Consider the following 17,982-nt stretch of genomic DNA (forward strand, 5'->3'; position numbering starts at 1 on the left):
CATCACGGGCTCACCGGCCCCTTGACAGATCGGGTGCGGCCTGCGATCAGCGCGGCGCGAGGTCGGGTGCCGTCGCGATGCCGAACTCGCGGCGCAGTGCCGTGAGCGCCGCGAACCATCCGGGCAGTCCGGTGACACCCGGCCCCGGCGCGGTCGACGCGGAGGCGAGGTAGACCCCGGGGATCGGCGTCCGCCACGGCTCGCCGCTGAAGGTGGGTCGCGCGAACAGCTGCCAGAGCTCGGGGGCGCCCGCCGAGATGTCGCCGCCCGGATAGTTGGGGTTGTGGCGCTCGACCTCGATCGCGGTGCGGGAGCTCGTCGCGAGGATCCGGTCCCGGAACCCGGGCGCGAACCGCTCGATCTGCGCGGTCACGGCTTCCCGGCGGTCGGCCGGGCTGCCAGCGGGCACGTGCGTGTACGTCCACAGCGTGTGCTTCCCCGCCGGCGCCCTCGTCGCGTCGAAGACCGACGGCTGCGAGACGAGCACGTAGGGGCGGTCGGGCAGTCGCCCTCGATGCACCGCGTTCTCGGCCTCCGCGACCTCCTGCCGCGTACCGCCGACGTGCACGGTGCCCGCTCGGGCCAGCTCGGGATGCCGCCAGGGCACCGGTCCGTCGAGCGCGAAGTCGACCTTCGCGACGCCGCCGCCGTAGCGGAAGCGCCGGAGCGCCCGACGGTATCGCGCCGGAAGCCGGTCGCCGGCGAGACCGAGGAAGGCTTTCGGCGTGACGTCGAGGAGCGTGACCGCGGCCTCCGGCAGCTCGGCCAGCGAGGTCACATCATGGTCGAGGATCAGCTCGCCGCCGTGCGCGCGCAGGTCGTCGAGCAGCGCGGTGATGATCGACTGGCTGCCGCCGACGGGGATCGGCCACCCCTGAGCGTGGGCGTAGGTCGTGAGGGCGAGCCCGGCGCCGGCTCCGGCGATGCTCGGCTGCGCGAGGATCGTGTGGGCCGCGACGCCCGTGAGCAGGGCCGGGGCGACCTCCTCGCGGAACCGCGCGTTCCACGCCGGGGTGCCCTGCTCGAGGGAGCGGAGCCCGAAGACGATCGGGGTGCGCAGGCGGTCGGGGATGCGCAGGAGCGGCGACCCGGTGAACTCCGCGACCTCGCTCGCCCGCTCGACGAGCGGACGCAGCAGTCGCGCGTAGGCGTCCCCGTCGGCGCCCAGCCCCTCGCGGGTGCGCTCGAGGTCCCGATACGCGATCCCGGCGCGACCGCCGTCGAGGGGCTGCGCGAAGGAGACCTCGGGCGTGACGAACGGGATGCGGTCGCTCAGGCCGAACTCGCGGAAGAAGCGCGACTCGAACGCCATCGGATGCACGGCCGAGCACACGTCGTGGTGGAACCCCGGAAGAGTGAGCTCACGGGTCGCCGCGCCCCCGCCTGGCTGGTCGGCCCTCTCGTACACCCGAACCCGCATCCCTGCGCGCGCGAGCGTCACCGCTCCGGCGAGACCGTTCGGACCGGCACCGACGACGACCGCTGTATCCATGAATCGATCATCTCTCGCCGCAGGCTCCCGGGGGAACCGGTTGACAGCGCGAACCGCGCCCCGCCAGCCCGAGTAGCCGGAGATGTCGCCAGGGCTGACTGTAGGATCTCGACTCGCCGTTGTGAAGGGGGTTCCGTGAAGGCGACGCGGGTCCTCTTATATCGTGTGAGACGGAAATCCCGTCCCGACCATGGCCGCTCACGGCTTCTGGTACCCCGCCGGACCAGGAGGTCATCATCACGACCGCGCGAACTCCGCGTGCGCCGGATCTCAGCGCACGGTTCGTCGCCGCGCTGAACATAGAGAGGGCGGCGATCTCCACCCTGGACGTGCCGTTCGACGTCGAGACGGTCAGCGCGAGCGACGACCTCGCCGCGCACTTCATCGAATCCCAACTGGATGCCGGCGAGGGACCGAGCTGGGATGCCCACCGCTCGCAGGCTCCCGTCCTCGTCCCCCACCTCGGCGAGGTGTCTCCCGTCCGCTGGCCGATCTTCGGTCAGGCGATCGCCGAGTCGGGCGTGCGCGCGCTCTACTCCTTCCCCCTGGCGATCGGCTCGCTGCGCATGGGAGCCGTCGACCTGTACGCCGAGTCGGCGGATGCGCTGAGCCCGAACGCGATCGATCTCGCGACGGACCTCGTCGCCCGATCGGCCGCCGATGTCCTCGAGCATGCGCTGCGGACCCGGAGTCTCGAGCCCTCGGACGACAGCCCGTTCTCGCGGCGCGAGGTGCATCAGGCCACGGGCATGGTGATCGCGCAGCTCCGCATCCCCCCCACCGAGGCACTTCTTCGCATCCGCGCCCATGCGTTCGCCTCCGGCCGCTCCGTGCGCGAGACGGCCGCCGACATCACATCCCGCCGACTCACCCTAGAACCGTGATTCGCACCGACCCGAAAGGTAGGTTGTGCTCATGATCGCCCAGACCCGCGAGGCCCAGCTCGCACAGACATTCGTCGCCCTGGCCGACACGCTCGTCAACGACTACGACATGGTCGACGTCCTGCAGACGCTGGTCGAACAGTCGTCGCGGATCCTGGAGGCCGCCGATGCGGGCCTCCTGCTGCCCAACGCGTCCGGTGACCTCGAGGTGGTCGCATCGACGAGCGAGCGCAGCCACCTCGTGAGTCTGCTGCAGCTGCGCGCCGACGAAGGCCCCTGCGTCGACGCGTACGAGACCGGCTCCGTCGTCTCCGTCGACGACATCGCCTCCAGCGCCGCGCGCTGGCCGACCTTCGCCGAGAGCGCGGCCAGCGTCGGATACCGCGCCCTGTACGCGATACCGATGAGGTTCCGCGACGATGTCATCGGCTCCCTCAATCTCTTCAGCGATCGCGCGGGACCGCTGCCCGCGAACGACCTCACCATCGCCAGGGCGCTCACGGACATCGCGACCATCAGCCCGATCCAGGAGCGTGCCCTCCGGGATGCGAACATCGCCCGCGACCAGCTGCAGCGAGCGCTCGACAGCCGCGTGCTGATCGAGCAGGCGAAGGGCGTCCTCTCCCACAGCGAGCAGGTCGACATGGACGAGGCCTTCCGGCTGCTGCGACATCGGGCGCGCAGCAGCGGGCGACGCCTGTCGGTGGTGGCCCAGGAGGTCATCGACTCCGCCGCCTCGCACTGACCGCCCGCGCAGGGTTCCTTCGCCGCGGGCGACACGATATTCTGTGGATGTGGTCGCGGATCCTCGGATCCGACCGATGCCACCGCTGGTCCCAGTCCCCGACTCGCGTCTCCGTTGAGATCGACAGTCACAGGGGGCCCGCGATGGGAAGCTTCATCTACGAGAGCAATGTCAAGGTAGAGATCGAGGACCGCGCGCTCGCGCACCTGCAGATCGTCATCACTGCGAAGCTGCGCCGCAGCGAACCGTTCACCTTCACCTGGAAGGAGGACCCGAGCATCGGCGGGGGACGTACGACGGTGTGGCTGCACGGGCGCAGCGCGATCGTGTACAAGTTCCATGGAAGCCGCCAGCCGTCGATCAACCGGCGATGGGTCGAGGCGCTCTCGTACACGGCGCACGCGCCGACGGGGCTGTACCTCGTCCACGAGCCGATGCAGAGCTTCGCGGATCACGAGGACAAGGGCCACGCGATCCCTCTCTGAGATCGGCGTCGGGTGGCGCTTCGGCGGTGGCGACCACAACCCGGCTTCGATCTCAACCCCCTGTGCGCGGGGCGGCACGCAGGCGGAGCCTGGGCCCATGAGCCACCCCGATGACATCAAGCAGCCCCTCGACCACCTCCCCCCGCTCGACGAACGCGACAAGGCCGTCGAGATCGAGGAGCCGAGCTACCCGACGTCCGAGTCGCCGACCGGCCCCGCCCACGCCTCGCCCGAGACGGCCGCCGAACCGGACAAGCCGAACCGTCACGGCGTCGACAAGCTTCCGCCGACGTCGCGCTAATCCGGACCCCGCCGACGCGGGAGTCCTCGGGTCGCGCGGCCCGAGGCCTCCTGCGCGTCAGCGACCGAGGCCGACGCGATCGACCTTGCGGTGATACCGCATGCCCGCGAGGCCGCCGAGCACGGCGCCGACGAGGGTCACCACGGCGGCTCCGACCGCGGTGAGGATGCCGGTCGTCGTCGCCGTCTCGGGCGTGACGGGGATGCGGGGGAAGCCCTGCAGGTTCCCGAGGATGTCCCACTGCGCTCCCGCGATCGCACTGACGATCGCGACGACGATCGCGACGACGATCGCCCAGATCCAGACGGCGATGCCCTGCTTGGCCCCGCTGAATCGCGCCATCCGCCCGGCGACGTAGCCGCCGGCGAAGTACGACACCAGGAGCACGACGGCGATCACCACGATCGCGACGATCCCGAGGGGACCCATCGCCGAGTCGGCCGCCTCCTCGGGCGTCGTTCCGCTGTTCGCGCCGACCGCCGCACCGATCGCGGTGACGAGGGCGGTGAGGAGGACCGTCGTGCCCATCGCGGTGAGCCAGCCGAAGAACGCCGAGCCGAACTTGAAGCCGCCGAACTCCGCCTTCTCGCGGCGATGCACGTCGTCGTGCAGCGATCGGGCGTCGTCGCGGGCCGGCGGAGAGCCCTCCGGCACCTCGTGCACGGTCGCGCCCTGCTCACGGGCGGCGCGGGGATCGGGAACGTAGTCGGGGTCGCGCGGCGTGCGGGGGTCACGCGGAGCGGCGGGGTCGGGTGTGCTGTCTCGTGTGCTCATGCTGCGGAATGTAGGCCTCTCGCGTCGATGCGTGAGGGCGGTTGCTCTTCCGCGACGGCGCGCGTAACCTGCCCCGCAGCATTCGCACCGCATCCGTCTGTTCCCCCGGGTACTCCCCGCCGGTCGTGTGGTCAACCCCGCGACGCACGCTCCGCAGCTGTGGGATTCTCGGAGTCCGTCGGACGGAGGGCACGCATGACGTCGTTGGAAGAGCTGTGGCTGGTGCGTCACGGAGAGAGCATCGGGAACGTCGCGGCCACCGCCGCGGAGGTGGCCGGTGCCGAGGTGATCGCGCTCGACACGCGCGACGCCGACGTGCCGCTGTCCGAGACCGGAGTGGAGCAGGCGCGAGCGCTCGGCGCACCGCTGCTCGGCGCCGAGCGGATTCCGGAGATCGCCTGGGTGTCGCCGTACGTGCGGGCGCAGCAGACCTTCGCGCTGAGCATCGAGAACGGTCCGGACATCCGCCGCGTGCTCACCGATGAGCGGCTCCGCGACCGCGAGCTCGGCATCCTCGACCTGCTGACCCGACGGGGCGTGGTCGCGCGGCATCCGGAGGAGGCGGCACGGCGGGCGAACCTGGGCAAGTACTATCACCGGCCGCCCGGCGGCGAGTCCTGGGCCGACGTGTCGCTGCGTCTGCGGTCGTTCCTCCACGACGCCTCGGCGGCCGATGCCAGGGTGGGTCTGGTCGTGGCGCACGACGCCGTCGTCATGCTGCTGGTGGCGCTGCTCACGGGCATGGGCGAAGCCGCTCTCCTGCGATTCGCCGCCGCGAACACGGTCTTGAACGCCTCGGTCACTCGTCTCCGCGCCGACGGGGAGCGATGGCAGCTCACCGACTTCTCGGATGTGCGCCACCTCGAGCGGCTCGGCGCGGAGGTCACCGCACACCCCGGGAGCCCCGATGTCCTTCCCCGCTGACCCGACGGCCGTGACGCCCGCCCTTCTCGCGGAATGGGGGCTGCCCGACCCCGGCGACTCGAAGAAGTCCCGCGGCACCGCGATGGTGATCGGCGGGTCGCCCCTGTCGACCGGCGCCGTGATCCTGGCCGGCGAGGCTGCGCTGCGCGTCGGCGCGGGGAAGGTCGGGGTGACGACGGATGCCACTCTGACCGATGTCGTCCGGGGGGCGTTCCCCGAGGCCGGCGTGCATGACGCGCCCGAATCCGGCGGGCCGACGGATGCCGCGTGCGCGAGCTCCTGCGACGACGCGGATGCCGTCCTGGTCGGGCCGGGACTCGCCGACCCGGAGACGGCGCGCGACTGGCTGCGACGGCTGTCCGAGCGGACGATCGACCGTCTCGTCGTCGACGCCTTCGCCGTCGGCATCCTGCGCGATGTGCCACGCGACGAGCTGCCGCGATCGCTCATCGTCAACGCGAACCTCGACGAAGCGGAGATCCTCCTCGGCCGCCCGGTCGACGATCTCTCTCGCGACCTGCGCGGACTCGCGCGCGATCTCGACGCCGTGGTGCACTGCTACTCCGCCGTCGCCGCGCCCTCCGGCGAGGTGTGGGAGCTGGATGCGGGCGGCGCGGGGCTCGGCACGGCGGGGTCCGGAGACGTCCTCGCCGGCGCGATCACCGGCTTCGCCGCCCGCGGACTCCCGCTGGAGCGCGCCGCCGTCTGGGGCGCCTGGTGCCACGGTCGCGCCGGCGACCGCCTCACCGAGCGGATGGGGCTCGGATTCCTGGCGCGAGAACTCGCGGAGGAGCTGCCCGCCGCCGTCCTCGACGCCGAGAGGCGGCGCTGACGGCGAGGCACCGGGAGCGCGGCCGATCATGAGCAGCGGTCGACGCCCGTCCGGAGCCGTCCGAGGCGCCGTCTGTCAACCCGCGCGCGGATCGGGATGAGCGCGGATACCGTCTCTCGCATGAGCTCCTCCCGCACGTCTCCCGCGTCCGTCGACACCATCGCGCGAGAGGGCTTCGGGTGGGACGAGCTCCTTCCCGGGCAGCGCGAGGCGATCGACTCGGCGTCGGCCGGTCGGGACACGCTGCTCGTGCTCGCGACCGGCGGCGGCAAGTCCGCCGTGTACCAGATCGCGGGCGCCCAGCGGGGCGGTGTCGTGGTGGTCGTGTCGCCGCTCGTGGCGCTGCAGGCCGACCAGATCGCCTCGATCGCCGCGGCCCCGGCGGCGCCGCCGGCCGTCGCGATCAACTCGGCCATCCCCGCATCCGAGGCCGCGCGAGCCTGGGATCTCATCGACGCAGGCGGCCCCGTGTACGTGCTGCTCGCTCCCGAGCAGCTGAGCCACGAGGAGACCGTCGCCCGACTCGCGGCCGCCGGCGTGACCCTCCTGGTGGTCGACGAGGCGCACTGCGTGTCGTCCTGGGGGCACGACTTCCGGCCCGACTACCTGCGGCTGGCGGACGTCCGTCGCGAGCTGGGCGACCCGCCGGTGCTCGCGATGACCGCCACGGCCTCCGAGCCGGTGCGCGCCGAGATCATCGAGAAGCTGGCGATGACCGACGTGGACGTGCAGGTGCACGGCGTCGACCGCCCCGAGATCCGTCTCGTCGTGCATCGCCACGAGAGCGAGACGCAGAAGCGGGCGGCCGTCGTCGAGGAGGCCCGCACGTGGACCGCGCCGGGTCTGGTCTATGTGGCGACCCGCAAGGAGACCGAGGCGTATGCCGAGGAGATCGCCGCGGCGGATCGTCGGGTCGCCGCGTACCACGCCGGGATGAAGGCCGCCGATCGTCGCAGCATCCAGGACCGCTGGCGCGACGGCGAGCTCGACGTCGTCGTCGCCACCTCGGCGTTCGGCATGGGCATCGATCGACCCGACGTGCGCTTCGTGCTGCACGCCGCCGTCACCGAGTCCCTCGACGCCTACTACCAGGAGATCGGTCGGGCGGGGCGCGACGGCGAACCCGCCACGACCGCCCTCCACTATCACGCGAAGGATCTCGGCCTCCGGCGCTTCTTCACGCGCCGCTCGGTGCGGCCGGCCGAGATCCGCGCCCTCTGGGCGGCGATCGGTCGGACGCCGGGACGCCACGTCCACGAGCTCGCCGCCACGCTCGACAAGCCCTCGCGCACGGTCACCCGCCTCGTCAACGACCTCGTCGACGCGCAGCTCGTCGAGACGACCGACGGCGTCCGGAAGGTGCGCTCGGTCGCGGCGGACACCGCGGTCCGCACCGTCCGCGAGACGCTCGACGCCAGGGAGCGCGTGGCCGACTCCCGTCTGGCGATGATGCGCGCGTACGCCGAGACCTCGCACTGCCGCCGTCGGATCCTGCTCGACTACTTCGGGGTCGAGGGCGCCCGCTGGTGCGGCAACTGCGATCGCTGCGAACAGCGCGACGCCTCGGGGGCCTCGGACGCGGATGCCGGGATCGACGACGCGCCCCTCTCGGTGGACGTGCGGGTCGCACACCGCGAGTGGGGCGCGGGCACCGTCACCAGCGTCGACCCCGATCGCGCCACGATCTGTTTCGAGTCGGAGGGCTACAAGGTGGTGTCCTACGAGGCTCTCGAGACCGGGGTGCTCCAGCTGGCCGACGCTCTCGTCTGACGCGCCCGCTCGGCCGCGCGGCTCCTCCCCCGACGTGTGGTCGCGCGGGGTCAGGCGCAGAAGGTCGACAGCGAGTCGCGGAGTGCGTCGATCGCCTCGATCGTCTCCGGAGCCTGCAGGTCGCTCATCCCGCCGATCTGCTGCGCCGCCGACGAGACGAGCTCGCCGAGCGGCCCGTCGACCTGCGTCGCCAGACCGTCGAGGCTGGCGACGAGATCGTCGCGCGCCGCGTCGACCTGCTCGGCCGAGGCACCGCCCCGATCGAGCAGCGCCTGATAGCGGGCGTAGGCATCGTCGATCGATGCGCACGTCTGCTGCACGTCCACGCCCAGCGCGTCGCCGGCGGCCTGCGTCACCTGGGCGCAGCCGCCCAGGAGTCCGATGGCGAGCAGGAGGGGAAGGACGACGATGCGGCGCATGCCCCGAGGCTAACCCGCGCGCCTGGGCCGCACCTGACGCAGGCCGCCCGGCACCGGGATCAGCGCAGTGCGCCGGGTTCCGCCTTCACCCTTCGGCGTTCGCTCACGACGAGGACGATGAGCAGCACCAACCCGGACAGCGTGACCAGATAGGTGCTGAGCGAGGACAGGATGCCGACGAGACCGGATTCCGGGTACTCGCCGTGGAGCGAGAGCGTCGGGTCGGTACTGGCGTGCAGCAGGATCGGACCCCAGATCGTGCGCGTCACACGCAGCGCGAGATACATGCACACGCCGAAGAAGAACGTGTAGACCACCTGCGCGGCTGTCGTCACGACGCCCTGATCGGAGGTGAAGACGTTGCCGATGTGCAGGGCGGCGAACACTCCTGCAGACATCAGTGCCACGGCGATCTCCCCGTGGCCGGCTCTGCGCATCAAGGTCACGACGAAGCCTCGGGTCAGCAACTCCTCGGCCATCCCGATCACCACTCCTGTGAGCAGCCAGGCGCCGACGAGGGGAAATCCGGCCGCGCCGTAGTCGACGCTGAGCACCGACGAGACGTTGATGGCGAGCACGACCACGACCGCGATCCACATCCAGCGCCGACTCCGCAGGGTCTGCCGGCCGAAGAGCTCGCGCAGCCAGCCGACCGATGCGGCGAAGGCGAGCAGGGACAGCACTCCAAGGAGGATCGGCAGCCCGGTGTGGACGAGCAGGTCCCCGGCGCCGCCGTCGCGGGGAACGGATGCGCCGATGGTCGCGTCGACCACCCATCCGAGCAGCTCGTACAGCGCGTAGTACGCCGCGGCGAGCACGAGTGCACGCCACCAGCCGCCGCGCTCCCAGAACCACCGCCATCCCGAGACCCTGTCTTCCATCGCTCCACCCCTCGTCCGAGAACCTGGTCTCAAACTAGCGAGGATGCCGTAACGGAACGAAGGGCTGGCCAGAAGGAAGATAGGACCTTGACTTTCGTCTATTTGTCGATGACCGAATGTCCAGAGCCAGAAAAGCCGAAGAAGACTTGTGGACATCCACAGGATCCGAGACGATGCCCGCATCCATTCACCAGAATAGGGACGTCTCCCAAGGACGGGGGTGCACGACAAGGCGCCGCTTCTGGGGAAAGGCACCGCGAGAGTGGGGATACTCCGCCGTCGTTGCACGTCCTCTCGGCCCTCCCCCCGGTGCCGCGAGACCGCGAGTTTCCCCCTCTCCGGCACCCGAAGCCGGCGAGGGGGATCACTCGCTCTCGCCCCCGCGGCCGGTCAGCCCCCGGACGGGTTTTGGAGCGGCGCGCCGTCGTCGTCGGTCGTCTCCTCCTCGAGGATGTCGTCCGTGCTGGTCGACGTCTCGTCGGGAGCCCCGCCGGATGCCGTGTCGGCTTCCTCGTCCGCTCCGGGGGTGCCCTGGGTGTTGCTCGGGTCGCTCATCGTCCTGCTCCGATCTGTGGTGGGATCGGCGACGCTACGCCGCAGCATCCGAACGCGTCAGGGCATTGACCCCGGCGCGCCTGCGCGAGACACTGCCCGCGCCTCAGGCTGCGGGCACGAGCGCGGGTCGGTGCGCGGACTCCTGCGCCTCCCAGGTCAGAGGGTCGATCGTCAGGCCGGTCGCCGAGTTCGCCGACTCCAGGAGCTGTCGCAGATACGCCATCTCGGTGCGCGGGACCTCGATGTGGTCGAAGACGAAGTGCAGCGGGATCGACGGCTGCATCCACAGCGTCTCGCGACCGCCGCCGTCGGAGCGCACCCAGGTGAGCGTGAACGACTCGTGGCGACGGAGCTTGGTCGCGGCGATGATCTGGATGTACTGCAGGAGGCGATCGTCGACGTCGATGGGCTGGTTGGCGTCGCCGTATCGGAGCTGTCCCATGATGACTCCTTCGTGAGTGGGGGCCGACGCGGTGGCGCGCCTCCCCGATGTCGAGGTGCCTGGTGTCAGGCTAGCACTTATCTCAGTTCTTTAACTAAATTCATGAAATGTTCATCTCGATAGCTTTTCGAGTTGACCACTCGACTGTCGAAATTTTCGCTACAGTGGACGGGTTCGCCACGGGGCCGGAAGGAGATGCGGTTATGAGTGACGCCGGCGGGACCCGCCTTCCGCTCACCCACGCCCTCATCCGCTACGTCGAGCAGCGGGCCGCGATGCTGGCGGAGGCGCGTCGGCAGCTCGGCGTCAACGAGCTCGACGCTCGCACGCTCCTGCATGTCGGAGCGAACCCCGGCATCCGTCCCACTCAGCTTGGCGAGCACCTCGGGATCACCTCGGCCGGCGTAACCGCGCTCGCGGACCGCCTGATCATGCGTGGGATGCTGCGGCGGGAGCAGGACGACTCCGACCGCCGGGTCAACCACCTCTTCGTGGAGGTCGACCTCGACGACGAGCCGTGGTCGATGCTCACGGCGTTCGACGACACGCTCGATCGGGAGCTGCGCGCCAGCGCCGCCGACACGGACCGGTTCGCCGACGTCCTCGACGCCGCTGCGGGCGCCGCCTCACGCGCGCTCGCGTAGAACGGCGTCGCGGCGCGGATCCTGCGCGCGGAGGCCTACTCTCCGTCGTTCATGTGGGCGAGATGCTGTCGCGACTTCTCTTCGAGGAAGTCGACGAGATCCGCCGCCGCCGCGAGCTCCTGGGAGAGCATCCGCACGTCGGCGCTCGTCACCACCATCGCGTCCGCGCGCGCTTCGAACGTGACCCGCCACTCGGGACTGCCCAGCTCGGCCGGCTGCATGTACACGGAGGTCGTCGCGCCGTCGAGGGGGACGACGACCAGGCCGCTGTCACTGCCACCCACCTCTTCCTGCACGGCGACCCGTGCACGGTGGGCCCCGGGAACGGACGACGCGTACTCCGCCAGCCACGCCTCCAGCAGAGCTCGACTACGAAACGGCACGGCGTCCCCTCTCCAGTCTCGACGTCCAAGAATCGCACACCCGCCCCGCACCGCTCAATATCCGAGCGCGGACGTCGGCGGGATCGGTGAGCTCGGGAGGTCGGCGAGGTCGAGTCGGGCGGGGCGTCTAGGCTGGTGTCATGCCCCTCTCGTCCACCGCCAGCGCCTCTCGCGCTCCCCACCGGCTGCGCACCGCGACGCCGATGGCGATGTGGGTGCGGGTGCTTCTGCATCCGGGGACCAACGGGTGGACGAGCGTGTGGGGCACGATCTCGCACGGAGAGATCGCAGGCTGCCCGCCGCCACGTCGGTAGACCGCGCTTCGAGAGGAGACGCGGTCGCTTCGCGCCCTTCGTCGTTCTCCCACCCGAGGTCTGTCCATGTCATCATCCCTGCCTTCCCGTGCCCGTCGCGCTCCCCATCAGCTGTGGCGCGGTATTCGCTCCTCCGTCCGCAGCGACGCGCTCGGCGGAGCGCTGCTGCTGTTCGCCACCCTCGCGGCGCTCGTGCTCGCCAACACGCCCGCTGCGTCCTGGTACGAGTCCGTGCGCGACTTCACGTTCGGCTTCCCCGAACTGCAACTCGAGCTCAGCGTCGGAGCCTGGGCGTCCGACGGTCTCCTCGCGATCTTCTTCTTCGTCGTCGGCCTCGAACTGAAGGAGGAGTTCGTCACTGGGCGCCTGCGCGACCCCCGGCGGGCCGCCCTCCCGGTCGCCGCGGCAGTGGGTGGCGTAGCCGCCCCGGCCCTCATCTTCGTCCTCATCAACGCCGGCGGCGGACAGGATGCGCTCAGAGGCTGGGCGATCCCGACCGCGACGGACATCGCGTTCGCAGTGGCCGTCATCGCGGTGGTCGGAAGATCGCTTCCGCCCGCTCTCCGGGTCTTCCTCCTCACGCTCGCGATCATCGACGACCTCATCGCGATCACCATCATCGCCACCTTCTACAGCGACACCATCAGCTTCCCGTGGCTCGCCCTCGCCGTGCTGCCGCTGGCCGGGTTCGCTCTCCTCGTCCAGAGAGGCGTGCGGGCCTGGTGGATCCTCCTGCCGCTCGCCGTCGCTGTCTGGGTCTGCATCCACGCATCCGGCGTCCACGCGACCGTCGCAGGTGTCCTTCTCGGCTTCGTCGTCCCCGTCGTCCCGACGGAGCGGGCGCGCGTCCTCTCGCGCTCGTCAGACGACGACACCCCCGAATACGACGGCCTCGCGCCGCACTTCGCCGACCGGTGGGGCATCGTCGCGACACTCGTCGCCGTCCCCGTCTTCGCCTTCTTCTCGGCCGGGGTCACTGTCGGCGGCTGGGACGGACTCGCATCGGCTCTCGGCGATCCGATCACCCTCGGCATCGTCGTCGGACTCGTCGCAGGCAAGCCGCTCGGCATCCTCGGCATCACGTTCCTCCTCAGCCGCCACCCGGCGCTGCGCCTGGACCCGAGCCTGCGCTGGCCGGACCTCACCGGAATGGCATTCATCGCCGGCATCGGATTCACCGTCTCCCTCCTCGTCGGCGAACTCGCCTACGGAGCGAGCTCGGTTGCGGACGAGCACGTCAAGATCGGAGTCCTGCTCGGATCCGTCATCGCCGCCGTCATCGGCGGCGCGGTGCTCGGGCTCCGACCGCGGGCGGTCGTCGTGGTCGAGCCCGATCCGGCGCCGGATGCGGAGGACGTCAGGGACTGATCGCGTTGCGGATGGCGAGCACGGCCCCGCCGCGCGCCCATTCGCCGAAGTCGAAGGGCTGCACGTCGACGTCGAGGCGCTCGAGATCCTCTTCGTGCGTCTGCCGGATGCCGCGCCACACATCCGCTTCGGCCAGCTCGTACACGGCGAGACCGTCGCCCGAGAGGATCACCTTCGCCGGATCGATGAGGTTCGCCGCCGTCCCGATGAGACAGCCGAGCGCGAAGCCCGCGTCCGCGAACGCCTTGAGCGCGGAAGGCCGTCCTTCCCGCGCCTGCTCCAGCGCGTACTCGTACGTGCGCTCGCCGGCCGGGTCGCGGGGCAGAGCACCCGCGATGGACGAGTTCGTGAGGTAGCTCGACGCGCATCCCCGGTGACCGCGGTCGCAGTACGGTCCACTCGGGTCGACGATGAGGTGACTGATCCGCCCGGGAGTCCCGTGCGCGCCGTCGACGAGCTCGTCGTTGATGACGAGCCCGCATCCGATGCCGACGCCCACCGTGAGGAGGACCATCGTCCGCAGCCCGGCACCCGCGCCGAACCAGTGCTCTGCTGCGGTGAGTGCCTGCACGTCGTTGTCGACGGTCGCGGGGAGACCGGTCGCGTCCTCGAGCAGCCGGACGAGCGGGACGTTCGCCCACTCCAGGAACGCCGACTCCACGACCACACGGCCCCGACCCGAGCCCTGGACGGTTCCGGCGAGCGCGGCACCCACAGCGGTGAGCGGGCCCCAGGACTCGTCGAAGCGAGCGACCACGATGCGGATCTGCTCGAGCACGGCCGCGACGGAGCGGTCGACGATCGGCTCGTCGTAGGCGTCGATGACGGTGGCGCCGAGATCGCTCACGACCGCGTAGAGGTGGTCGCCGGTCAGCTTCAACCCGACGAATCGCCGCGATTCGGGGCGCAGATGCAGGAGTTCCGACGGGCGACCCATGCCGCCCCGCAGTTCGGTTCCGCCCTCCAGCAGGAAGCCGTCGTCCATGAGGGATCTCGTGATGCGGGTCAGGCTGGGTTTCGACAGCCCCAGCCGAGCCGCGAGCTCGGCCCGCGGCAGGGCGCCGTTCACCACGATCTCGCGCAGCACCGCATGGCTGGCGGCGGACATCGTCGGCCACGCCTCCGGATTCCCGCGAGCGATCACGGTTCGAGGGTAGTGGGCGCGCGGCGGGGGAACTGCTCGATTCTGAGTGATCGTCATCGGGAGCCCTTCCTTCGGTTCATACAGTAACCAAGTAAAGACGCTTCGCGCCGAAATGTCGAAATCCAATGGAGGGCTTGACGAAACATAGTAAACATATGAAACTAAACGTGAGGCGGGCCTCGAACCCGTCCTCCCACGATGAGGTGAGAACGAAGGAGCCGATGATGGCAACGATCACGCCGCCCGTGCGGCCGCGCGACGAAGTGCGCGCCGCTCCGCCGCGGATGCCGCGCCGGTGGAACCGCGAGAGCGTCGTCGCCCTGTGCTTCGTCGCCCCGGCCGCGATCGGCTTCGCGATCTTCACGCTCGTCCCCGCGATCCGCGGTCTCTACTACTCCTTCACCGATTACGACGTCTTCCGACCCGAGTCCTTCGTCGGCACCGCCAACTACGAGCGGATGGCGACCGACCCGATCTTCTGGAACTCCCTCGTCGTCACGCTGCAGTACGTCGTGATCAACATCGTCTTCCAGACGGTGTTCGCGCTCGTGCTCGCGGTGCTGATGCACCGGCTGACGCAGTCACTCGTCATCCGGGGCATCATCCTCGGCCCCTACCTCGTCGCGAACGTGATCGTCGCACTCGTCTGGTTCTGGATCCTCGACTACCAGATCGGCATCGGCAACCAATTCATCGAGTGGCTGGGTCTCGACCGGCTCGCCTTCTTCGGCGACTCCGCCCTCGCCATACCCACCATCGCCTTCATCAACGTCTGGCGGCACGTCGGATACACGGCGCTGCTGATCTTCGCGGGCCTGCAGATGATCCCGAAGGAGATGTACGAGGCGTCCGCGATCGACGGCGCCGGAGAATGGAAGACGTTCTGGCGGATCACCGTCCCGCTGCTCCGCCCCGTACTGGCCGTCGTGCTCGTGGTGAGCATCATCGGGTCGTTCCAGATCTTCGACACGGTCGCCGTCACCACGCAGGGCGGGCCGGTCAATGCGACACGCGTCATCTATTACTACATCTACGACCTCGCGTTCAACAGATACGAGTTCGGCTACGCGTCAGCCGTCTCCGTCGCCCTGTTCGTCATCCTCGCCGGCATCAGCCTGCTGCAGCTCCGGCTGACCCGCGCCAACCAGTCGGATCTGGCATGAGCGCCGCCCCGACCGCCAGGAGGTCCCCGATGTCCGCTCCCTCATCCGTCGTCGCCGCCCCCGTCTCCGGCGAGGATCCGACGCAGACGGCGCCGCTCGGCACCGTCTCCTCTCCCGTACGCGGACGGCGGAAGCTGCGGAGCCGCATCGGACGGATCGCGGCATGGGCCTTCCTCATCGCCTCTCTCGTGCTGACGCTGTTCCCCTTCTACTGGATGCTGCGCACCTCGTTCTCCTCGAACGGAGCGCTCGCCGCCAACTCCGGGAGCCTGCTCCCCGCCGACGTCAGCCTCGGCGGCTGGCAGCGCGTGCTGGGTCTCGCGACACCCCAGGAGGCACTCGCCGACGGAGGGTCGGGAGCCTCGCTGGACTTCTGGCTCTACCTGCGGAACTCCATCATCGTCGCGACCGTCACGACCGTCGTGCAGACGTTCTTCTGCGCGCTCGCCGCGTATGCCTTCGCCCGTCTGCGCTGGCCCGGACGCAACACGCTGTTCTTCCTCTTCCTCACGGCGCTCATGATCCCGCCGATCTTCACGACCCTCCCGAACTTCATCCTCATCCGGGACCTGGGGCTGCTGAACACCTTCCTCGGGATCATGCTCCCCTCGCTGCTGATGGCGCCGTTCTCGATCTTCTTCCTGCGGCAGTTCTTCCTCGGCATCCCTCGCGAGCTCGAGGAGGCCGCCCGACTCGACGGCGCCGGCTACACGCGCACCTTCTTCCAGGTCGTCGTCCCGATCTCGAACGCCCCGATCACGACCCTCGCGATCCTCACCTACATCGGCACGTGGAACGAGTACTTCTGGCCGCTGCTCGTCGGCCGGTCGGAGGAGGTGCGGGTCCTCACCGTCGCCCTCGGCGTGTTCCGCTCGCAGACGCCGCAGGGGAGCCCGGACTGGGCGGGCCTCATGGCCGCGACACTCATCTCCGCACTCCCGATCATCATCCTCTTCGCCCTCCTCGGCCGTCGCGTCATCAACTCGATCGGCTTCTCCGGGCTCAAGTGACGCACTCGCGCGTCGCTCGGCCACCGCAGGACCACCCGAAGCACCACACCGAAGTTCTCTCTCGAAAGGACCCACACATGACACGGCAACGACGTCTGATCATCGCGGCAGGGGCAGTCACGGCCTCGATCATCCTGGCCGGCTGCAGCGGCGGATCGGGAGAGGCAGGCGGCTCAGCCGTCGAGCTCGACTACTGGGTCTGGGATGCCAACCAGCAGCCCGGCTATGAGGAGTGCGTCGCGGCCTTCACCGACGCGAACCCCGACATCAGCGTCACGACGACGCAGTACGGATGGGACGACTACTGGTCGACGCTCACCGCCGGTCTCGTCTCCGGCGACGGACCGGACGTGTTCGTCAACCACCTCAGCTACTACCCCGGTCTCGCGTCGAAGGGTCAGCTGCTTCCGATCGACGACGCGGTCGAGGCGGAGGACGTCGATCTCTCCATCTACCGTGAGGGTCTGGCCGACCTCTGGGTGGGTCTCGACGACAGCCGCTACGGTCTGCCGAAGGACTACGACACGGTCGCGGTCTTCGCGAACGAGGCGATGCTCGCCGATGCGGGCATCACGAAGGAGCAGCTCGACGCCGCCGCATGGAACCCGGAGGACGGCGGCACCTGGGAGGAGATCATCGCGCAGCTCACCGTCGACACGAACGGCGTCCGCGGCAGCGAACCGGGGTTCGACAAGGACTCGATCGCGGTCTACGGCCTCGGCCTCAACGCGTCGGGCGGCGGCAACGGGCAGACCGAGTGGAGCCAGTACGCGTTCAGCAACGACTGGAGCCACACGGATGAGAACCCCTGGGGCGAGGAGTTCAACTACGGCGACCCCGAGTTCATCGAGACCATCGACTGGTTCCAGTCGCTGGCGGAGAAGGGGTACATGCCCACGCTCCAGGTCGCCTCGTCGGGCATCGGTCAGATCGACGCCTATGGCGCCGGCAAGTACGCGATGGTCACGGAGGGCTCGTGGAACACCCGCGCCTACGTCGGACTCGACGGCGTGACCACGGCCATCTCGCCCGTGCCTGCGGGCCCGAACGGCGAGCGCGCGTCGATGTTCAACGGCCTCGCCGACTCGGTGGCCTCGACGACGAAGTACCCGGAGGAGGCGAAGAGACTCGCGGTGTTCCTCGCCTCCAAGGAATGCCAGGACATCACGGCCGCCAAGGGCGTCGCGTTCCCGGCCGTCGAATCGTCTGCCGAGATCTCGCGCCAGGCGTTCGCGGATGCCGGCATCGACACGAGCGCGTTCGAGGTGCCGATCGACGAGGGCAGCACCTACCTCGCACCGGTCGCCGAGAACTGGGCGGAGCTCCAGGCCATCATGGGCCCGGCGATGGACGCGATCCTCAGCCTCCAGGCCGAGCCGTCGACACTCGTCGAGGTCAATGAGCAGGTCAACGCCCTCTTCGAGTGACCGCGCACCACTGACGACCGCTGCG

Annotated in this window: 21 protein-coding genes; 13 read left to right on the forward strand and 8 right to left on the reverse strand. The window is 69.8% G+C overall.

Annotated features, from left to right (window positions below; genetic code table 11):
* Positions 1–46: 46 nt before the first annotated feature.
* Positions 47–1,492 carry a phytoene desaturase family protein gene (locus A4X16_RS04565; RefSeq protein WP_067117056.1) on the reverse strand — a complete coding sequence of 482 codons (1,446 nt, stop codon included), beginning with the start codon at positions 1,490–1,492 and terminating at the stop codon, positions 47–49.
* 329 nt (positions 1,493–1,821) lie between these two features.
* Between A4X16_RS04565 and A4X16_RS04570 the strand changes: the two genes are divergently transcribed.
* The 4 genes from A4X16_RS04570 (at position 1,822) to A4X16_RS04585 (ending at position 3,907) form a co-directional block, all read left to right on the forward strand.
* On the forward strand, positions 1,822–2,376 hold the full coding sequence (locus tag A4X16_RS04570; RefSeq protein ID WP_082914266.1) for a GAF and ANTAR domain-containing protein: 555 nt from the start codon (positions 1,822–1,824) through the stop codon (positions 2,374–2,376).
* A 31-nt stretch (positions 2,377–2,407) separates the two neighbouring features.
* Positions 2,408–3,121: a GAF and ANTAR domain-containing protein gene (locus A4X16_RS04575; RefSeq protein WP_067117160.1), complete on the forward strand. Its 714-nt coding sequence runs from the start codon at positions 2,408–2,410 to the stop codon at positions 3,119–3,121.
* Positions 3,122–3,264: 143 nt separating this feature from the next.
* Positions 3,265–3,606 carry a DUF7882 family protein gene (locus A4X16_RS04580; RefSeq protein ID WP_067117062.1) on the forward strand — a complete coding sequence of 114 codons (342 nt, stop codon included), beginning with the start codon at positions 3,265–3,267 and terminating at the stop codon, positions 3,604–3,606.
* 97 nt (positions 3,607–3,703) lie between these two features.
* Positions 3,704–3,907, forward strand: a complete 204-nt coding sequence (locus A4X16_RS04585) for a hypothetical protein (protein ID WP_067117065.1) — start codon at positions 3,704–3,706, stop codon at positions 3,905–3,907.
* A 57-nt stretch (positions 3,908–3,964) separates the two neighbouring features.
* Here the strand turns inward: A4X16_RS04585 and A4X16_RS04590 are convergent, their stop codons facing one another.
* On the reverse strand, positions 3,965–4,681 hold the full coding sequence (locus A4X16_RS04590; protein ID WP_231880273.1) for a hypothetical protein: 717 nt from the start codon (positions 4,679–4,681) through the stop codon (positions 3,965–3,967).
* Positions 4,682–4,876: 195 nt separating this feature from the next.
* On the opposite strand from A4X16_RS04590, the gene A4X16_RS04595 reads away from it, so the two are divergent.
* The 3 genes from A4X16_RS04595 (at position 4,877) to A4X16_RS04605 (ending at position 8,207) form a co-directional block, all read left to right on the forward strand.
* Positions 4,877–5,605, forward strand: coding sequence for a histidine phosphatase family protein (locus A4X16_RS04595; RefSeq protein WP_067117068.1), 729 nt, complete (start codon positions 4,877–4,879; stop codon positions 5,603–5,605).
* Positions 5,589–6,437, forward strand: a complete 849-nt coding sequence (locus A4X16_RS04600; protein WP_082914267.1) for an ADP-dependent NAD(P)H-hydrate dehydratase — start codon at positions 5,589–5,591, stop codon at positions 6,435–6,437. The genes A4X16_RS04595 and A4X16_RS04600 overlap by 17 nt, the downstream gene beginning before the upstream one ends.
* A 120-nt stretch (positions 6,438–6,557) precedes the next feature.
* Positions 6,558–8,207, forward strand: a complete 1,650-nt coding sequence (locus A4X16_RS04605; RefSeq protein ID WP_067117071.1) for a RecQ family ATP-dependent DNA helicase — start codon at positions 6,558–6,560, stop codon at positions 8,205–8,207.
* Between the two features lie 50 nt (positions 8,208–8,257).
* On the opposite strand, the gene A4X16_RS04610 is transcribed toward A4X16_RS04605, so the two are convergent.
* From A4X16_RS04610 to A4X16_RS04625, 4 genes are all read right to left on the reverse strand, one after another.
* Positions 8,258–8,626 (reverse strand): hypothetical protein, encoded by a 369-nt coding sequence (locus tag A4X16_RS04610; protein WP_067117074.1) that lies wholly within the window; start codon positions 8,624–8,626, stop codon positions 8,258–8,260.
* A 59-nt stretch (positions 8,627–8,685) separates the two neighbouring features.
* Positions 8,686–9,507 (reverse strand): CPBP family intramembrane glutamic endopeptidase, encoded by an 822-nt coding sequence (locus tag A4X16_RS04615; protein WP_067117077.1) that lies wholly within the window; start codon positions 9,505–9,507, stop codon positions 8,686–8,688.
* 390 nt (positions 9,508–9,897) lie between these two features.
* A complete protein-coding gene (locus A4X16_RS18025) occupies positions 9,898–10,062 on the reverse strand; it encodes a hypothetical protein (protein WP_197491768.1) in 165 nt (54 codons plus the stop codon).
* Positions 10,063–10,165: 103 nt separating this feature from the next.
* Positions 10,166–10,504, reverse strand: a complete 339-nt coding sequence (locus A4X16_RS04625) for a DUF7882 family protein (RefSeq protein WP_067117083.1) — start codon at positions 10,502–10,504, stop codon at positions 10,166–10,168.
* A gap of 203 nt (positions 10,505–10,707) precedes the next feature.
* Here A4X16_RS04625 and A4X16_RS04630 point away from each other — a divergent pair, with 203 nt between their 5' ends.
* Positions 10,708–11,148: a MarR family winged helix-turn-helix transcriptional regulator gene (locus A4X16_RS04630; RefSeq protein ID WP_067117086.1), complete on the forward strand. Its 441-nt coding sequence runs from the start codon at positions 10,708–10,710 to the stop codon at positions 11,146–11,148.
* A gap of 35 nt (positions 11,149–11,183) precedes the next feature.
* Here the strand turns inward: A4X16_RS04630 and A4X16_RS04635 are convergent, their stop codons facing one another.
* On the reverse strand, positions 11,184–11,531 hold the full coding sequence (locus tag A4X16_RS04635) for a hypothetical protein (protein ID WP_067117088.1): 348 nt from the start codon (positions 11,529–11,531) through the stop codon (positions 11,184–11,186).
* A 140-nt stretch (positions 11,532–11,671) separates the two neighbouring features.
* Between A4X16_RS04635 and A4X16_RS18030 the strand changes: the two genes are divergently transcribed.
* The gene (locus A4X16_RS18030) at positions 11,672–11,845 is read left to right on the forward strand and encodes a hypothetical protein (RefSeq protein ID WP_197491769.1); all 174 of its coding nucleotides are present in this window, start codon (positions 11,672–11,674) and stop codon (positions 11,843–11,845) included.
* 66 nt (positions 11,846–11,911) lie between these two features.
* Positions 11,912–13,213, forward strand: a complete 1,302-nt coding sequence (gene nhaA / locus A4X16_RS04640; protein WP_157559955.1) for a Na+/H+ antiporter NhaA — start codon at positions 11,912–11,914, stop codon at positions 13,211–13,213.
* Here the strand turns inward: nhaA and A4X16_RS04645 are convergent.
* A complete protein-coding gene (locus tag A4X16_RS04645; RefSeq protein ID WP_231880274.1) occupies positions 13,203–14,357 on the reverse strand; it encodes an ROK family transcriptional regulator in 1,155 nt (384 codons plus the stop codon). The two genes, nhaA and A4X16_RS04645, sit on opposite strands and share 11 nt — an antisense overlap.
* A 224-nt stretch (positions 14,358–14,581) precedes the next feature.
* Here A4X16_RS04645 and A4X16_RS04650 point away from each other — a divergent pair, with 224 nt between their 5' ends.
* The 3 genes from A4X16_RS04650 (at position 14,582) to A4X16_RS04660 (ending at position 17,957) form a co-directional block, all read left to right on the forward strand.
* Positions 14,582–15,520, forward strand: a complete 939-nt coding sequence (locus A4X16_RS04650; protein ID WP_082914277.1) for a carbohydrate ABC transporter permease — start codon at positions 14,582–14,584, stop codon at positions 15,518–15,520.
* A gap of 29 nt (positions 15,521–15,549) precedes the next feature.
* Complete coding sequence (locus A4X16_RS04655) at positions 15,550–16,530, forward strand: carbohydrate ABC transporter permease (protein ID WP_082914269.1); 981 nt, start codon at positions 15,550–15,552, stop codon at positions 16,528–16,530.
* 77 nt (positions 16,531–16,607) lie between these two features.
* Positions 16,608–17,957 (forward strand): ABC transporter substrate-binding protein, encoded by a 1,350-nt coding sequence (locus tag A4X16_RS04660; protein WP_067117090.1) that lies wholly within the window; start codon positions 16,608–16,610, stop codon positions 17,955–17,957.
* Positions 17,958–17,982: the final 25 nt, after the last annotated feature.

Origin of the sequence: Microbacterium sp. H83 (assembly GCF_001650405.1) — a bacterium.
Classification (GTDB): domain Bacteria; phylum Actinomycetota; class Actinomycetes; order Actinomycetales; family Microbacteriaceae; genus Microbacterium.

What these genes read in the sequence shown, in the direction of transcription:
- A4X16_RS04600 (WP_082914267.1), top strand. Translation starts at nt 5,589, where the DNA reads ATGTCCTTCCCCGCTGACCCGACGGCCGTGACGCCCGCCCTTCTCGCG.
- A4X16_RS04625 (WP_067117083.1), bottom strand. Translation starts at nt 10,504, where the DNA reads ATGGGACAGCTCCGATACGGCGACGCCAACCAGCCCATCGACGTCGAC.
- A4X16_RS04585 (WP_067117065.1), top strand. Translation starts at nt 3,704, where the DNA reads ATGAGCCACCCCGATGACATCAAGCAGCCCCTCGACCACCTCCCCCCG.
- A4X16_RS18030 (WP_197491769.1), top strand. Translation starts at nt 11,672, where the DNA reads ATGCCCCTCTCGTCCACCGCCAGCGCCTCTCGCGCTCCCCACCGGCTG.
- A4X16_RS04630 (WP_067117086.1), top strand. Translation starts at nt 10,708, where the DNA reads ATGAGTGACGCCGGCGGGACCCGCCTTCCGCTCACCCACGCCCTCATC.
- A4X16_RS04590 (WP_231880273.1), bottom strand. Translation starts at nt 4,681, where the DNA reads ATGAGCACACGAGACAGCACACCCGACCCCGCCGCTCCGCGTGACCCC.
- A4X16_RS18025 (WP_197491768.1), bottom strand. Translation starts at nt 10,062, where the DNA reads ATGAGCGACCCGAGCAACACCCAGGGCACCCCCGGAGCGGACGAGGAA.
- A4X16_RS04575 (WP_067117160.1), top strand. Translation starts at nt 2,408, where the DNA reads ATGATCGCCCAGACCCGCGAGGCCCAGCTCGCACAGACATTCGTCGCC.
- nhaA (WP_157559955.1), top strand. Translation starts at nt 11,912, where the DNA reads ATGTCATCATCCCTGCCTTCCCGTGCCCGTCGCGCTCCCCATCAGCTG.
- A4X16_RS04580 (WP_067117062.1), top strand. Translation starts at nt 3,265, where the DNA reads ATGGGAAGCTTCATCTACGAGAGCAATGTCAAGGTAGAGATCGAGGAC.
- A4X16_RS04660 (WP_067117090.1), top strand. Translation starts at nt 16,608, where the DNA reads ATGACACGGCAACGACGTCTGATCATCGCGGCAGGGGCAGTCACGGCC.
- A4X16_RS04605 (WP_067117071.1), top strand. Translation starts at nt 6,558, where the DNA reads ATGAGCTCCTCCCGCACGTCTCCCGCGTCCGTCGACACCATCGCGCGA.
- A4X16_RS04565 (WP_067117056.1), bottom strand. Translation starts at nt 1,492, where the DNA reads ATGGATACAGCGGTCGTCGTCGGTGCCGGTCCGAACGGTCTCGCCGGA.
- A4X16_RS04650 (WP_082914277.1), top strand. Translation starts at nt 14,582, where the DNA reads ATGGCAACGATCACGCCGCCCGTGCGGCCGCGCGACGAAGTGCGCGCC.
- A4X16_RS04615 (WP_067117077.1), bottom strand. Translation starts at nt 9,507, where the DNA reads ATGGAAGACAGGGTCTCGGGATGGCGGTGGTTCTGGGAGCGCGGCGGC.
- A4X16_RS04655 (WP_082914269.1), top strand. Translation starts at nt 15,550, where the DNA reads ATGTCCGCTCCCTCATCCGTCGTCGCCGCCCCCGTCTCCGGCGAGGAT.
- A4X16_RS04610 (WP_067117074.1), bottom strand. Translation starts at nt 8,626, where the DNA reads ATGCGCCGCATCGTCGTCCTTCCCCTCCTGCTCGCCATCGGACTCCTG.
- A4X16_RS04595 (WP_067117068.1), top strand. Translation starts at nt 4,877, where the DNA reads ATGACGTCGTTGGAAGAGCTGTGGCTGGTGCGTCACGGAGAGAGCATC.